11 protein-coding genes and 1 pseudogene are annotated in these 15,053 nt (G+C 72.6%); 7 read left to right on the plus strand and 5 right to left on the minus strand.

The genetic code is table 11. From position 1 onward, the window contains the following. The coding region (locus EEJ42_RS23960) for an ABC transporter permease subunit (RefSeq protein WP_123102734.1) at nt 1-358 on the plus strand (358 nt) is incomplete at its 5' end. Between the two features lie 100 nt (nt 359-458). Continuing rightward, complete coding sequence (locus tag EEJ42_RS23965; RefSeq protein ID WP_123102736.1) at nt 459-1,919, plus strand: aldehyde dehydrogenase family protein; 1,461 nt, start codon at nt 459-461, stop codon at nt 1,917-1,919. A gap of 7 nt (nt 1,920-1,926) precedes the next feature. On the opposite strand, the gene EEJ42_RS53105 is transcribed toward EEJ42_RS23965, so the two are convergent. The 3 genes and pseudogenes from EEJ42_RS53105 to EEJ42_RS23980 all read right to left on the minus strand — a co-directional run bounded on the left by EEJ42_RS53105 (nt 1,927) and on the right by EEJ42_RS23980 (nt 3,870). After that, the gene (locus EEJ42_RS53105; RefSeq protein WP_246097314.1) at nt 1,927-2,076 is read right to left on the minus strand and encodes a hypothetical protein; all 150 of its coding nucleotides are present in this window, start codon (nt 2,074-2,076) and stop codon (nt 1,927-1,929) included. Nucleotides 2,077-2,362: 286 nt separating this feature from the next. After that, nucleotides 2,363-2,971, minus strand: a pseudogene (locus tag EEJ42_RS53895) (sigma factor). Next, entirely contained in the window at nt 2,971-3,870 is a 900-nt protein-coding gene (locus EEJ42_RS23980; protein WP_123102739.1) for a LysR family transcriptional regulator, read from the minus strand. Before EEJ42_RS23980 ends, EEJ42_RS53895 begins: the two are co-directional and overlap by 1 nt. A 199-nt stretch (nt 3,871-4,069) precedes the next feature. Here EEJ42_RS23980 and EEJ42_RS23985 point away from each other — a divergent pair, with 199 nt between their 5' ends. From EEJ42_RS23985 to EEJ42_RS24000, 4 genes are all read left to right on the plus strand, one after another. Then, a complete protein-coding gene (locus EEJ42_RS23985) occupies nt 4,070-5,452 on the plus strand; it encodes a M20 family metallopeptidase (protein ID WP_123102741.1) in 1,383 nt (460 codons plus the stop codon). Nucleotides 5,453-5,844: 392 nt separating this feature from the next. Further along, on the plus strand, nt 5,845-7,026 hold the full coding sequence (locus EEJ42_RS23990; protein WP_246097312.1) for an MFS transporter: 1,182 nt from the start codon (nt 5,845-5,847) through the stop codon (nt 7,024-7,026). A gap of 62 nt (nt 7,027-7,088) precedes the next feature. Beyond that, nucleotides 7,089-8,207 carry a PP2C family protein-serine/threonine phosphatase gene (locus tag EEJ42_RS23995; protein WP_123102745.1) on the plus strand — a complete coding sequence of 373 codons (1,119 nt, stop codon included), beginning with the start codon at nt 7,089-7,091 and terminating at the stop codon, nt 8,205-8,207. Between the two features lie 31 nt (nt 8,208-8,238). Then, nucleotides 8,239-10,776, plus strand: a complete 2,538-nt coding sequence (locus EEJ42_RS24000) for an ATP-dependent Clp protease ATP-binding subunit (RefSeq protein WP_123102747.1) — start codon at nt 8,239-8,241, stop codon at nt 10,774-10,776. Between the two features lie 16 nt (nt 10,777-10,792). Here the strand turns inward: EEJ42_RS24000 and EEJ42_RS24005 are convergent, their stop codons facing one another. Continuing rightward, complete coding sequence (locus EEJ42_RS24005; protein WP_123102749.1) at nt 10,793-11,965, minus strand: CapA family protein; 1,173 nt, start codon at nt 11,963-11,965, stop codon at nt 10,793-10,795. A gap of 233 nt (nt 11,966-12,198) precedes the next feature. On the opposite strand from EEJ42_RS24005, the gene EEJ42_RS24010 reads away from it, so the two are divergent. After that, a complete protein-coding gene (locus EEJ42_RS24010) occupies nt 12,199-13,086 on the plus strand; it encodes a class I SAM-dependent methyltransferase (protein ID WP_123102751.1) in 888 nt (295 codons plus the stop codon). Here EEJ42_RS24010 and EEJ42_RS24015 read toward each other — a convergent pair. Then, the gene (locus tag EEJ42_RS24015; RefSeq protein ID WP_123102753.1) at nt 13,055-14,932 is read right to left on the minus strand and encodes a Xaa-Pro dipeptidyl-peptidase; all 1,878 of its coding nucleotides are present in this window, start codon (nt 14,930-14,932) and stop codon (nt 13,055-13,057) included. The genes EEJ42_RS24010 and EEJ42_RS24015 overlap by 32 nt on opposite strands. Nucleotides 14,933-15,053 lie beyond the last annotated feature (121 nt).

A 15,053-nucleotide genomic window follows, 5' to 3' on the forward strand; every position in this document is an offset into this window, starting at 1 on the left:
CCTGCTGCACCAGGAGCGCGCCGCCACCCACCTCGCCGCGACGCGCGCCCTCGGCGCGGGCCGCCGCCACCTGTTCCGCCGCCATCTGCTGCCGGCCGTGCTGCCGCCCGTCACCCGCCACGCGCTGCTGCGGCTGCCCGCGGTGGCGCTGGCCCTGGCCTCCCTCGGCTTCCTGGGCCTCGGCGCCCAGCCGCCGTCCCCCGAGTGGGGCAGGCTCCTCGCCGAGAACCACCCCTACGCCGAACGCGCGCCCTGGGCCGTGCTCACCCCCGCCGCCGCGCTCGCCCTGCTGGGGGTGGTGGCGGTCACCTCGGCCGGGGGAGTGCGGTGGCCGCGGCGGGCGGCCGCCGTCGATTGACACTTCTCGAAACGTCGGCGGAGACTGGCGCACACGTATCTTGAACGCAAGTTCACTGCGCGCACAGGCTGTTCGGCACGCGACCACGAAGGACACCGGAATGACCATCACCCGCGACCTGCTGATCGGCGGCAAGGACACTCCGGCCGCCTCGGGCCGCACCGCCGACGACCTCAACCCCTACACCGGCGAGGTGTACGCCACCGTGGCGGCGGGCGGGCCCGAGGACGTGGCGCGCGCGGTGGCAGCGGCCGACGCCGCCTTCCCGGACTGGGCCGCGGTGACGCCGTTCGACCGCCGGAAGATCTTCCTCACCGCGGCGGACCTGCTGGAGTCCCGCGCCGCGCAGGCCGCGGAGATCATGCGGCACGAGGCGGGCGGCACCGCGCCCTGGGCCCACTTCAACGTGGCGCTGGCCGCCAACATCCTGCGCGAGGCCGCCGCCGCCATCACCGCTCCGCGCGGCGATGTGCTCAGCGCCCAGGAGGCCGGGGCGCTGGGGCTCGCCGTGCGGGAACCCATGGGTGTCGTCGCCGCCTTCGCCCCGTGGAACGCGCCGGTCATCCTCGGTGTCCGCTCGGTCGCGGCCCCGCTCGCGGCGGGCAACACCGTGGTGATGAAGCCGAGCGAGGACGCGCCGCTCGCCTGCGGGCTCTTCGTCGCCGATGTCCTGCGCGACGCCGGGCTGCCCGACGGTGTGCTCAACGTCGTCACCAACGCCCCCGAGGACGCCGCCGAGGTGGCCGAGGCGCTGATCGCCGACGAGCGGGTGCGGATGGTGAACTTCACCGGATCCACCGGCGTCGGCCGTGTCGTCGGCTCCCACGCCGCCCGCCATCTCAAGCCCGCCGTCCTGGAGTTGGGCGGCAAGAACGCCGTCATCGTGCTGGACGACGCCGATGTGGACTACGCGGTGGACGCCGCCGCCTTCAGCGTGTTCATGAACTCCGGCCAGATCTGCATGTCGGGCGACCGCATCCTCGTCCACGAAAGCCTGGCCGAGGAGTTCACCGCGAAGTTCAACGCCAAGGTCGACGCCCTGCCCTGCGGCGACCCCGCCGATCCGTCGACCGTGGTCGGCCCGCTGGTGCGCCCGGAGGCGGCGCAGCGGGTGGCGGAGCTCGTACGGGACGCGGTGGCCAAGGGCGCGACCGTGCTCACCGGCGGCGGCGCCCCCGAGGGCTCGGTCCACCCGGCCACGGTCCTGAGCGGGGTCACCGAGGACATGGACCTCTACCACGCCGAGGCGTTCGGCCCGGTGTGCGTGGTCGCCACCTTCGCCACCGACGATGAGGCCATCGCCCTGGCCAACGCCACCGACCACGGGCTGACCTGCGGCATCATCACCGAGAACGGCACGCACGGGCTGCGGGTCGCCCGCCGCATCCGCACCGGAATCGTGCACGTCAACGACCAGTCGGTGGCGGACGAACCGCAGGCCCCGTTCGGCGGCATCAAGCAGTCGGGATACGGGCGCTTCGGCGGCCGCTGGGGGCTCGAGGCGTTCTCCGACACCCGCTGGATCACCCTGGCCACCCAGCATGCCCACTACCCGTTCTGATCGCCCATCAGCCCATGCCCGGGAGGTGGCCGACGGGGTCCGGGCGGCGGGCGGCCAGCCGCAGGACGCGGAGAGTCGAGCGCACCACCTGCTCCTTGACGTGGGCGGCGGTGGCGCCCCGCAGGACCAGATCGCGCGGGGCGTCGTCCGCGCGCACGCGCGGCGGCGTCCCCGACGGCGTAGATCCCGGGGCGGGACACGGAGCGCAGGTCGGCGTCCACCAGGATGCGCCCGGCGGGGTCGAGGGCAAGCCCCGCGTCCTCAGTTCGGCCGCCGATTCCATGGTGAAGGCGCGTTCGCCGATGTCTGCGGTGCGGCTGCCGAGGCGGTCGCTCGGGTCGACGAGGGTGACGTGGGCGTACGGGGCGAGGCGCAGGGCGGCCAGCAGCCCGCCGTAGCCCGCGCCCAGCTCACAGCCCGCCGGGGTGTGACGGTGACGCCGGTCACAGATTCGGGAGGTCGAGGTGGCGGAGCTTGTCGGGGTTGACGACGACGTCGATGGCGGTGATCCGCCCGTGGTGCATGGTGAACGCGAAGACCACGGACCGTTCGCCCTCCGGGGCCACGACGACCAGACCGGGGGCGCCGTTGACGTCCCGTCGCAGGACGGACATCGTCAGCTCGTCGAAGCCTCGGCCGAGGCGCTGGGCGAACCGGGCCACCTGCTCGTTCCCGAGGATCGGCACCCGGGACGCCACGGCCTTCCCGCCGCCGTCCGAGCGCCCCACCACCTCCGGGTCGAGGATCTCCAGCAGCCGGCCCGTCGCCCGCCACCACCGGCTCCGGCAGCCACGGCCCGATGTACGCCTCGCGGCGGACGCGGGCGGAGCCGAGCAGGTCGTAGCAGATCCGGCTGACCACCGTGGTCAGATACGCGCGCGGGTCGGCCACCTCGCCCCGGGCAGCGCCTGCCGGCGCAGCCAGGTCTCCTGCACGGCGTCACCGGCGTCGGCGACCGACCCGGTGATGCGATACGCGACGGCCCACGGTTCCGGGCCCCGGGGGCAGCGGGCCCGCGAGAGGAGACGCCGCGGCGGCCCGGAGCGTGACATCACGCCGTTTCCAGGCGCCGGATCAGATGGTCGAGGAAGGCGGAGACGGCGGCGGGCAGGGTACGGCGGGCCATGGACTGGATCTGGACGCTGCGCCGTGACAGCTCGGGGTTGGACAGGGGCACCGCGGCCAGTCCGTCGGCGTCCAGTCTGCCCCGGTAGGTCAGATATCCGGCCAGCGTGACACCGCCGTTCTTGCGGACGAATCCATCCAGCGCCCCGGAGTAATTGCTGATGAAGGCGGGCTCGAATTCCAGGCCCTCCGCGGCGACGCAGATATCGAAGAGCTGCCGCACCGTCGTGCCCTGTTCCATGAGGGCCAGGGGATAGGGCAGCAGATCGGCGAGCGAAATCTCGTCCCGCTCCGCCAGCGGGTGACCGGCGGGCATCAGGGCGTGGATCGGATGCGTTTGCGCGTACTCGACCCTGATGCCCTCTTCGGGGCCCAGCGAATAGGTGAGGGCGAGATCGGCGGCCCCGTCCCTGACCTCCTGGGTGGCCCCCGACGGCGAGGTGACCCTGAGCCGGAACCGCACACCGGGATGGCTCTCGCGGAACGTGACGACCGCCTCCGGCAGGACGTCCCGGCCGAAGCCCTCCGAACCGGCCAGCCGGATGGTGCTGCGGTACGGGCCGCCGAGACCGCGCAGGTCGGCGACGATCTGCTCGGACTCCAGCCGACTGCGCCGGGCGTACGCGGCGAGCAGCTCACCGGCCTCGCTGAGCACCATGCCGCGGGGCTGCCGCTCGAACAGCGGGACCCCGATGTCGTGCTCCAGCCGGGCGATCCGCCGGCTGATGGCGGAGGCCGCCACATGTAGCCGCGCCGACGCCTGGCTGATGGAACCGGTGTGCGCGACCTCCAGGAAGTAGCGCAGCGAGGTCCCGGACAGATGCATGCCGGGTGACCCTACCCGCCGACCCGCGCACCGGGGAGGCCAGGGGCCGCCTTGCCGCGCGGGCAATGCTGCCTTCTCGGACCGGTAATTGTGCGCCAGAAGCGGCCTCACTAGCCTTCTGTCGTCATACCGGTGTCCTGTAGGAATTCATTTTCCCGTCAGGTGAACTCGGATGAACCTCGCGATAGGAAGGCCCTCGGTGACGCGTTCCGCAGCAATCCAGCATGCCTGCGACTACTTCGACTCAGGTGCGTTTCTCGAGGATGTGTCACGGCGCGTCGCCCTCCCCACCGAGAGCGGCGATCCGGCATCGCTCCGCCCCTTGCGTACGTATCTCGAAGAGGAAATCGTCCCGGCCGTCGAAGGATTGGGTGCCACCGCCCGCATCGTGGACAACCCGGTCCCCGGATACGGCCCCTTCCTGCTGGCCGAACGCCACGAGGGCGAGGGGCTGCCGACCGTCCTCACCTACGGACACGCCGACGTCGTCCCCGCCCAGGCGGACCGGTGGCGCACCGGCCTCCACCCCTGGCGCCTGGTGGTGGAGGACGAGCGCTGGTACGGCCGCGGCTCCGCCGACAACAAGGGACAGCACACCGTCAACCTGGCGGCGCTGGAGCACGTCCTGCGCGCCCGCGGCGGACGGCTGGGCTTCAACCTCAAGGTGCTCGTCGAAACCGGCGAGGAGTGCGGCTCCCCGGGACTGCGCGCCCTGTGCGCCGACCTGCGCGAGGACCTCGCCGCCGATCTGCTGATCGCCTCCGACGGCCCCCGCGTCCAGGCGGAGCGTCCGACGCTGTTCCTCGGCTCGCGCGGCGCCGCCCAGCTCACCCTGCGGGTGAACCTGCGCGAGGGCGCCCACCACTCCGGCAACTGGGGCGGGCTGCTGCGCAACCCCGCCACCGTCCTCGCGGGCGCGCTGGCCACCGTCGTGGACGGCCGCGGCCGCATCCTGGTCCCCGCGCTGCTGCCGCCCGCCATCCCGGACCCCGTGCGGCGGGCGCTGGCCGACATCCCGGTCGGCGGTGGCGCCGAGGACCCGGCCATCGACGAGGGATGGGGCGAGCCCGGGCTGACCCCGTCCGAGCGGCTCGTCGGCTGGAACACCTTCGAGGTGCTCGCCCTCGGCGCCGGAAACCCGGACGCCCCCGTGGGCGCCATCCCCGGGACCGCCGTCGCCCACTGCCAGCTGCGGTTCGTGGTCGGCACCGACGTGGCGGACCTCGGCAAGGTCCTGCGCGACCACCTCGACCAGCACGGCTACCCCATGGTCGACGTCGAGGTGGGCCGCGCCATGCCCGCCACCCGCACGGACCCCGACCACCCCTGGGTGCGCTGGGCCGCGGGCTCGGTGGAGCGCACCACCGGCGCCCCGCCCGCCATCCTGCCCAACCTCGGCGGCACCATCCCGAACGACGCCTTCGCCGACGAGCTGGGCCTGTGCACCGTATGGGTGCCGCACTCCTACCCCGCCTGTGCCCAGCACGCGCCCGACGAGCATCTGCTCGCGCCGCTCGCCCGCGAGGCGCTCCAGATCATGGCCGGTCTGTTCTGGGACCTCGGGGACACCGCCCGGACCTGACGCCGCCCGGACCTGACGCCGCCCGGACCTGACGCCGCCCGGACCTGACACCGCCCGGACCTGACGTCGCCCAGACCTGACGCCGCTCCGGATCCGCCCCCGCCCCCGACACCGCCGCCACCCACCCCCTCCCCGGCCCCGCGCACACCCCTGGAGCCCGCCTTGGACGCGACGAACCCCGGCACCACCACAGCCTCCGAGGCGGCCCGCCCCGCCGCTCCCGACACTCCGGTCAAGCCGCATCGCGTCATCATCGCCGCGNCGCGACGAACCCCGGCACCACCACAGCCTCCGAGGCGGCCCGCCCCGCCGCTCCCGACACTCCGGTCAAGCCGCATCGCGTCATCATCGCCGCGTCGGTCGGCAACGCCCTCGAGTGGTTCGACGTCGCGATCTACGGATTCTTCGCCGCCACCATCGCCAAGCTGTTCTTCCCCTCCACGGACGACACCGTCTCGCTGCTGCTGGCGTTCGGCACCTTCGGCATCTCGTACCTGGTGCGCCCGCTCGGCGCCGTCGTCCTCGGCCGGTACGCGGACCGGGTCGGCCGCAAGGCCGCGCTGATGCTGTCGATCAAGCTGATGATGCTCGGCACCCTGCTCATCGCGGTCATGCCCACGTACGCCGCCATCGGCCTGACCGCACCGCTCGGCATCCTGCTGGCACGGCTCATCCAGGGCTTCTCGGCGGGCGGCGAATTCGGCAGCGCCACCGCGTTCCTCGTCGAGCACGCGCCCCGGATGCGCGGCTTCATGTCCAGCTGGCAGTTCGCCAGCCAGGGCATCAGCACCCTGCTTGCGGCCTCCTTCGGTACCCTGCTCTCCAGCACGCTCAGCACCGGGCAGCTGGAGTCCTGGGGCTGGCGGGTGCCGTTCTTCTTCGGCTTGCTCATCGGGCCCGTCGGCTACGCCATCCGGCGCTACGTGGACGAGGCCCCGGCCTTCGCCCACGACGAGGACACCACCACCGAGCACGGCCCGGTGTCGGAGGTGCTGCGCCACCACAAGGGGCGCGTCCTGCTGGCCATCGCCGCCCTCGCCGTCTCCACCGCGATCACCTACCTGATCACCTACATGCCGGTCTTCGCCGTCAAGGAACTCGACCTCCCCGCCTCCACCGGATTCGCCGCGACCATGGTCACCGGCGCCGTCCTCACCGTCGTGACACCCCTGGTCGGCCACCTCTCCGACAAGACCGGCCGGATCCGCGTCATGGCCACCTCCGCCGTGCTGATCCTGCTGCTGATCCGCCCCGTGTTCGCCTTCCTGGTGGCACACCCCGGATTCGGGGTGATGCTCACCGTGATGTTCCTGATCGGCCTGCTGAAGGCCGGCTACTTCGGGGCGCTGCCCGCGCTGCTGTCCGACCTGTTCCCGCGCTCCAGCCGCGCCACCGGGATGTCGATCAGCTACAACCTCGGTGTGATGCTCTTCGGCGGCACCACCCCCGTCGTGATCGTCTGGCTCGTCGACGTCACCGGCGACAAGCTCGCCGTCACCTGGTATTTGGCCGCTCTCGCCGCCCTCAGCCTGGCCGCCGTGGCCATCGCGCGCCGCCGGTTCGGCATCCGCTGACCCGGGGGCCTGTGACGAAACGGGGGTGGCGCGGGAGGCCGGGAGAGGCGTAAGTAGTAGATGTGGATATTCGGCAGGGTCCCGCGGAGCTCGGCCGGCCAGGGCAGCAGGGGAGGCGGGCCCTGGTCGCGATCCCCCTGGCACTCATCGTCCTGATCGTGCTCGGCGATGTGTTCGGCCCCGCGAGCGTCCGCCTCAGCCCGCTGCTCATCGCCGCGCCCGCCATGACCGCGTCCTTCGCCGGACCGCTGCTCACCGGCAGTATCGGCCTGGTGGCCGTGGGCGCCCAGCTCGGGATCAACGCCGGGCAGGACCGGCTGACCGCGCCCAACCGGATGGCGGAACTCTTCACCCTGGTCCTGGTCTCCGCCCTCATCGTGCTGTTCCGGACCGTGCTCGACCGGCACGCCCGCGAGCTGACCCGGGTCCGGGCGGTGGCCGACGTGGCGCAGAAGGTCCTGCTGCGCCCCCTGCCCGACCGCGTCGGCCCGCTGCGGATCGCCTCCGTCTACCTCGCCGCCGAGCCGGGCGCGGAGATAGGCGGCGACCTGTACGCGGCGGCCCGCACCTCGTACGGCACCCGCCTGATCATCGGCGATGTGCGCGGCAGCGGCCTCACCGCCGTCGCCGACGCCTCACTGGTGCTCGGCGCCTTCCGCGCCATCGCCCACTGGCCCGTACCGCTGCCCGAACTCGTGGCGCACCTGGACGCCGCCCTGTCCGCGGAGCGCACCGAACCCGCCGACCGGGCGCCCGGGGCGGGGGAGTCTTTCGTCACCGCCGCCGTGCTGGAGATCCCCGACGACCAGCCGGTGGTACGGATGGTCAACTGCGGACACCCGCCGCCCTTCCTGCTGCGCGACTCCACCATCAAGGCCCTCGAAGGGCGCGCCCCGGCACTCCCGCTGGGCCTCGGCCACCTGGCGGCCGGGCGCTACCGGGTCGAGGACTACCCGTTCGAACCGGGCGATCTGCTGCTCCTGTACACCGACGGTGTGATCGAGGCGCGCGACGCCGACGGCACCTTCTACCCGCTCACCGAACGGCTCCACACCTGGGACGGCGAGGGCCCCCGGGGGTTCGTGGACCACCTGCGCCGCGACCTGCTCGCCCACATCGGCGGCCACCAGGGCGACGACGCCGCCCTCGTCGTCCTCGAGCGCCGTCACCCGGAAAGCTGACCGCCGCGCGAACCACCGCTAAAGTGGTGATATGGGCAGCGGGAACGACGGCCCTGACGACTTCGGGCCAGACCCACTCGGCGACTTCCTCGCACGCTTCCTCGGAACCGGGCCCGGCGGGCAGCGGTCGGATCGCCATGTCGACTTCGGCCGGCTCATGAGCGAGACCGCACGCCACCTCGTCTCCTCCGCCGCGTCGTACGCGGCCGAACACGGCAGCACCGACCTCGACACCGAACACCTGCTGCGGGCGGCGCTCACCGCCGAACCCACGCGCACCATGGTCTCCCGCGCCGGGGCCGACCCCGACCAGCTCGCCGCCGAAATCGACCGGCAGGCGGGGGACGGCCCGCCGCGCGGCTCGGTCGCCGTCACGCCCGCCGTCAAGCGGGCGCTGCTCGACGCCCACGAGATCGCCCGGGCCCGCGGCTCCTCGTACATCGGCCCCGAACACGTACTGATCGCCCTCGCCGCCAACCGGGACTCCACCGCCGGGCAGATCCTCCACGCCGCACACTTCGAACCCCGCAGCGCGCCCCCGGCCGGCCGCGCCGCCCCGGTCCCCGGCGCCGACCAGCGGCCCGTGGTGGACCGCCGCGGCACCCCGACCCTCGACCGGTACGGCCGCGACCTGACCGACCTGGCCCGGGAGGGCCGCATCGACCCGGTGATCGGACGCGACGAGGAGATCGAGCAGAGCATCGAGGTGCTGGCGCGGCGCGGCAAGAACAACCCGGTCCTGATCGGCGAGGCGGGCGTCGGCAAGACCGCCGTCGTCGAGGGGCTGGCGCAGCGCATCGCCGACGCCGACGTGCCGGACATCCTGCTCGGCCGCCGCGTCATCCAGCTCGACTTCGCGGGCGTCGTGGCCGGGACCCGCTACCGCGGCGACTTCGAACAGCGCCTCACCGCCATCATCGACGAGATCCGCGCCCACTCCGACGAACTCATCGTCTTCATCGACGAACTGCACACCGTCGTCGGCGCGGGCGGCGGCTCCGAGGGCGGCACGATGGACGCCAGCAATCTGCTCAAGCCCGCACTCGCCCGCGGCGAGCTGCACGTCATGGGCGCCAGCACGCTCCAGGAGTACCGCCAGTACATCGAGAAGGACGCGGCCCTCGCCCGCCGCTTCCAGCCCATCATGGTCCCCGAACCCACCCCCGCGGCCGCCGTCTCCATCCTGCACGGGCTGCGCGACCGCCACGAGGCACACCACCAGGTCCGCTACACCGACGAGGCGCTGTTCGCGGCCGTCGAACTCGCCGACCGCTACCTCGCCGACCGCTTCCTCCCGGACAAGGCCATCGACCTGATGGACCAGGCAGGCGCCCGGGTACGGCTGCGCTCCAGCGCCCGCGGCACCGATCTGCGCGCCCTGGAGCGCGAGGTCGAACAGCTGACCCGCGACAAGGACCAGGCCGTCGCCTCCGAGCAGTACGAGCGCGCCACCGCCCTGCGCGACCGCATCGCCGAACTCGGTGCCCGTATCACCGAGGGATCCGGCACCCAGTTCCACGGCTCCCGGGTCTCCGAGGTCACCGTCGAGGACATCGCCGACATCGTCTCCCGGCAGACCGGCATCCCCGTCAGCAGCCTCACCCAGGAGGAGCGCGAGCGGCTGCTCGGCCTGGAAGAACACCTCCACAAGCGGGTCATCGGCCAGGAGGAGGCCGTCGCCGCCGTCTCCGACGCCGTGCTGCGCTCCCGGGCCGGACTCGCCGACCCCCACCGCCCCAGCGGCAGCTTCCTCTTCCTCGGCCCCACCGGCGTCGGCAAGACCGAACTCGCCCGCGCCCTGGCCGAGGCGCTCTTCGGCAGCGAGGACCGGATGATCCGGCTCGACATGAGCGAATACCAGGAGAAGCACACCGTCAGCCGCCTCGTCGGCGCGCCACCCGGATACGTCGGCCACGAGGAGGCCGGTCAGCTGACCGAGGCGGTGCGCAGGCAGCCGTACGCGCTGCTGCTCATGGACGAGGTGGAAAAGGGCCACGCGGACGTGTTCAACATCCTGCTCCAGGTGCTCGACGACGGCAGACTGACCGACGCCCAGGGCCGCACCGTCGACTTCAAGAACACCGTCATCGTCATGACCAGCAACCTCGGCTCCGAGGCCATCACCGGACGCGGCGCCGTCCTCGGCTTCGGCGGCGGCGACGCCGAGGCCGACGAGGCGTCCCGCCGCGAGCGGGTGCTGCGCCCGCTGCGCGAACACTTCCGGCCCGAGTTCCTCAACCGCATCGACGAGGTCGTGATCTTCCGTCGGCTCGCCGACGAGCAGCTGCGCCAGATCACCGACGTGCTGCTGGAGGAGACCCGCCGCCGGATGCGCGCCCAGGACATCCCCGTCGACTTCACCCCCGCCGCCGTCGACTGGCTCGCCCGCCACGGCCACCAGCCGGAGTACGGCGCCCGCCCGCTGCGCCGTACGATCCAGCGTGAGGTCGACAACCCGCTCTCCCGGATGCTGCTCGGCGGTGAGCTGCGGCCGCACAGCCCGGTCGAAGTCGACGTGGAGGACGACACGTTGGCGTTCCACATCGAGCAGGAGCCCGCGGCCACCTGACCCGGCGGCCGGGCCGTCAGCGCCCCATGGTCAGGCCGTCCTTCTGCGCGCCCCGGCTGAGGACCGCTTCCCGGATGGTGGACAGGGCGTGGGTGTAGTGGCTGTTGCCGGGGCTCTTCTCCAGCGCGCGGGGGAGGTTGACCACGCTGATCGGGTCGTTGTCCACGGCGTGCGGGATGAACTCCGCCTTCGCCACCTGCCACGGCCTGCCCTGAGCGGTGGGCGGGGTGAACGTGAAGCGGGCCGCCGAGCCCATCTGCCCGCGCTCGTCCGGCATCACGCCCGCGACCTGGTCACCCATGCCGTAGACCACCCAGGTGCCGTTGACCTTCTCGTACGCCTGGGGGACATGGGCGTGGGTGCCGATGATGAGGTCGATGTCGCGGCGCCCGTGACTCCGGGACGCGGTGAGCTTCTTGGCGAGGGACAGCTGGAGCTTGTCCGGCGCCTCCTGCCATTCGGTGCCCCAGTGCGTGGACACCACGACCACATCGGCTCCGGCCCGGCGGGCGGCCCGGGCGTCCTCGATGATGCGCTCGGCGTCGATGAGATTGACGATCCAGGGCTTCCCTTCGGGCACCGGGATGCCGTTGGTGCCGTACGCGTAGGCCAGCTGGGCCACCTTCGCGCCACCGGCCTCCATGAGGGCCGGTGTGGTGCTCTCGCGGGCGGACCGGGCCGATCCGGCGTGCCGGACACCGGCCTTGTCCAGGGCGTCGAGGGTGCGGGTCACGCCCTCCGTCCCGGCGTCCAGCGTGTGGTTGGAGGCCGTGGAGCAGGAGTCGTAGCCGAGCCTCTTGATCGCGCCGGCGATCTGCGGCGGGGTCTTGAACGTGGGGTACCCGGTGAAGGGCCCGCCGTTCGCGCCGTACACCGTCTCCATGTGGCAGATCGCCAGATCGGCCTGGGCGACCACGGGTGCGGCACCGATCAGCATGCGGTGGAAGTCGTATCCCTCACCGCCCGAGTCGGCGCGCGCCTGGCGGATGACGGAGGCATGGGCGAGGAGGTCGCCGGTGGCCACCAGCGTGAACTTCTTCTGGGGCTCGGCGCGTGCCACGCGCGCTGTCTCGGAGGGCTTCTGCTCGGCGTGGCCGGTGACGGGGTCGCCGCCACTGCCGCACGCGGTGGCGGTGGCGAGCAGGGCGGCCACGAATATCGCCGTTCGGCGGCGTCGGTGCTGGAACACGATTCACTCCGCACTCACGAGGGGCAAATGGGTGGTTTGTCGTATTTATGCGCACGACAGAAGATCACCCAGCGGAGCGGTGCCGAGCTTCACCGGAACGGCAGACCGGAAGCACCCGATGGGCCCTCTCGTTCCGGAGGTGTCCGCGGTGGTGTCCGTGGTGGCACGATGGGGCCACGCACAGCGGAGCGCCGTCCCGTGCGCCCGCGGCGGAACCTGGGGAGGGACGCTCCATGCAGGCCGGCGAACCCAGCATCACCGCCCGTGCCGCCGCCGCCTTCCGCGCGGCACACCAGAGGCTGGAGGGCGGCAGAGTGTTCAGCGATCCGCTGGCCCTGCGGATCCTCGGCCCGGACGCCGACAATCCGGTCCTCGCGGCGGCGTTCGCCCCCGAGCGGGAGGCCATCCGGCTGGGCGTGGCCGCCCGCGCCCGGTTCGCCGAGGACGCTGTGGCGGCCGCGGTCGGACGTGGCGTACGGCAGGTGGTGATGCTGGGAGCCGGGCTGGACACCTACGGGTGCCGCGCTCCCCGACAGGACGCCGGATTACGGGTGTTCGAGGTGGACCACCCCGCCACCCAGGAGTGGAAGCGCGACCGGCTGGCCGCCGCCGGGATCGCCGTACCGCCCTCGCTGACGTTCGCCCCGGTCGACTTCGAACGACAGGGGCTCGCCGATGGCCTGGCGGCGGCGGGCTTCGACCCGGGCCGCCCGGCGTTCTTCGGCTGGCTCGGCGTCGTCCCGTATCTGACCCGGGCGGCGGTGCTCGACACCCTCGGCTTCATCGCGGCCCTGCCCGGCGGCTCCGGCGTGGTGTTCGACTACGGAGAGCCGCCCGGCGCGCTGCCACCGGAGCAGCGCGCCGTCCACGAGGCCCGCGCCGCCTGGGCCGCCGAGGCGGGCGAGCCCTTCCTCAGCCACTTCACCCCCGAGGAGATCGCCTCACTGGCGGGCGACCTGGGGCTGACCGTCGCCGAGGACATCCGCTACGGCGAGCTGACCGCCCGGTACGGACGCGGCGCGGCGGACGCCTTGGGGGACGCGGGCGCCACGGGGGACGCGGGCGCCACGGGGGACGCGGGCGCTCATCTCATCCACGCCGTGCGGCCACCGGCACGGTGACCCGGCTGGCCGCCAGATCGACGGTCACCTTCGCCCCGGTGGGGTCCTCGAAGTAGAGGAAGTCGGCGTCGGTGCCCGCGAGGACGAGGCCGATCCGGTGGCCGGGCTTGACCTGGTAGTCGTTCGGCAGCGTCTTCCAGGCGATGCGGTAGGACGCCCCCGGGGTCAGCGGGTCGGGAGTGGTCGGCGAGTGCCGGTTCTGCGCGTCCATCCAGCCCCGGGCGATCACCTCGGAAGGGCCGCGCACCGTCACATTGGCCGTCTTCCGGTAGCACGCGTCGTCCGCGCCCGTGCTCTCACCGTGGCAGGACTCCTCGGCGAGCCCGCGCAGCCCGTCATGGATGCCGTTCAGCGGGTCGTTGCGCGACCAGTCGATCCGTTCGTCCTCGCCGTAGTCGACCAGCAGCGCGGTGAGGTTCGACGTCGGCTTGTCGAGGCTGACCCTGAGGTCCACGGTGGGGGTGCCCGAGATCCGTGCGCCGGTGCGCAGCGGCGGGGTGAGATACGCCAGCCGACCGGGCCGGGCGGTGGCGGGGTCGGCGGTGAGGTCCGCCTCGCTCAGCTTGAGATCGGTGAAGCCCCCGGTGCCGGTGGCGGGACGGAGCGCCAGCGAGCCGTCGGGCTTCGGGTGCAGGGGGGACGGGGTGGTGCGGGCGGGCCAGTCGGCCTGGGTGGTCCAGGTGGTGGGGCCGGACTGGAGGTCGACCCGGGGCTCGTCCATGATGCCGTTCCGGATGCCGTACAGCCAGTGGTCGAACCACCGGTGCACGGTGTCGACCCAGTGGGCGCGCCGCCCGGGCCAGTCGAACGGGTCGGTGTGGCCGTAGCGCCCGAGCCACAGCTTGCGCGGTACGTCGTGCTCGGCCAGCGGTGCCCACCAGTCGGCGAACTGGTCGATGCGCACGTTGTAGTCGCTGAGGTCGTGGACGGCGAAGACACTCGCCCGTACCTTGCTCACCTGGGGAGCCGGGGGAGCGAGGTAGTCGCGCTCCTTCCAGTGGGCGTTGTAGTTGCCGGTGGCGTCGTCCTCGCCCGCGGCCAGCCGGTCGCGCACCGCCTGGCACTTCGCGGGCGGGTCGGAGTCCAGCGAACCGGCCAGCCAGGGGCCGAACCCGTTCCAGTGCTTGGCGCCATTCGTTCGGGCGAACTCGTACCAGGAGCTGATCCCGGAGATGGGGACGATCGTCTCCAGCCCCTCCACCCCGGTTCCCGCCACGGCGTTCGCCAGGGTCCCCTCGTAGGAGTGCCCGATCATTCCGGTCCTGCCGCTGGACCAGGTGGCCTTCGCCTCGCTGCCGTCGGCCCGGTAGGCGGTGGTCCGGCCGTTCAGCCAGTCGATCGCCGAGGTGGCGGCGGCGACGTCGGCCTTGCCACCGATGGTCGGACACCCGTCGGATCTGCCGGTGCCGGTCATGTCGACGTCGATGACGGCGTAGCCGCGGGGCACGAAGTAATTGTCGTAGAACAGGGGAAACTTGGAGGGGTTGCCATCGGCGGCGTAGGTCTTCTTCTCCGCCTCGAAGCCCCGGCCGACCGTGTCGTTGTACGGGCTGGCCAGCATGATGACCGGGACCTTGAGGCCCCGTTCGGTCTCCCGGGGCCGGATGATGTCCACGGCCACGCGGTCCTTGGTGCCATCTCCGTCGCTGTCGACGCGGGTCTGGACCATGAGGTGTTCCCGGACCGCGTCCCCGTAGGAGAACACCGGCTGGGTACGGCCGTGGGTCACCGTGATCGAGGGCCCGGCGGCGGGGCGGGCCGCGGCGGGCCCGGTGGCGATGGCGGCGAGGGACATCGATATGGCGACCGCGGCGACCGCGGCACCTCGCCATCGTGAAGTGAGCACACGGTCCTCCTGATCGCATGAGTCCTGCTGATCGCATGAGGTGCGCTGATCGAAGGGGCCTGTCCGGCCGAGGGGCCTGTCCCGCCGAGGGGGCGCCGGACCGTTGGAGAGGCGGTCCGGC

The organism is Streptomyces botrytidirepellens, from assembly GCF_003721215.1.
Classification (GTDB): domain Bacteria; phylum Actinomycetota; class Actinomycetes; order Streptomycetales; family Streptomycetaceae; genus Streptomyces; species Streptomyces himastatinicus.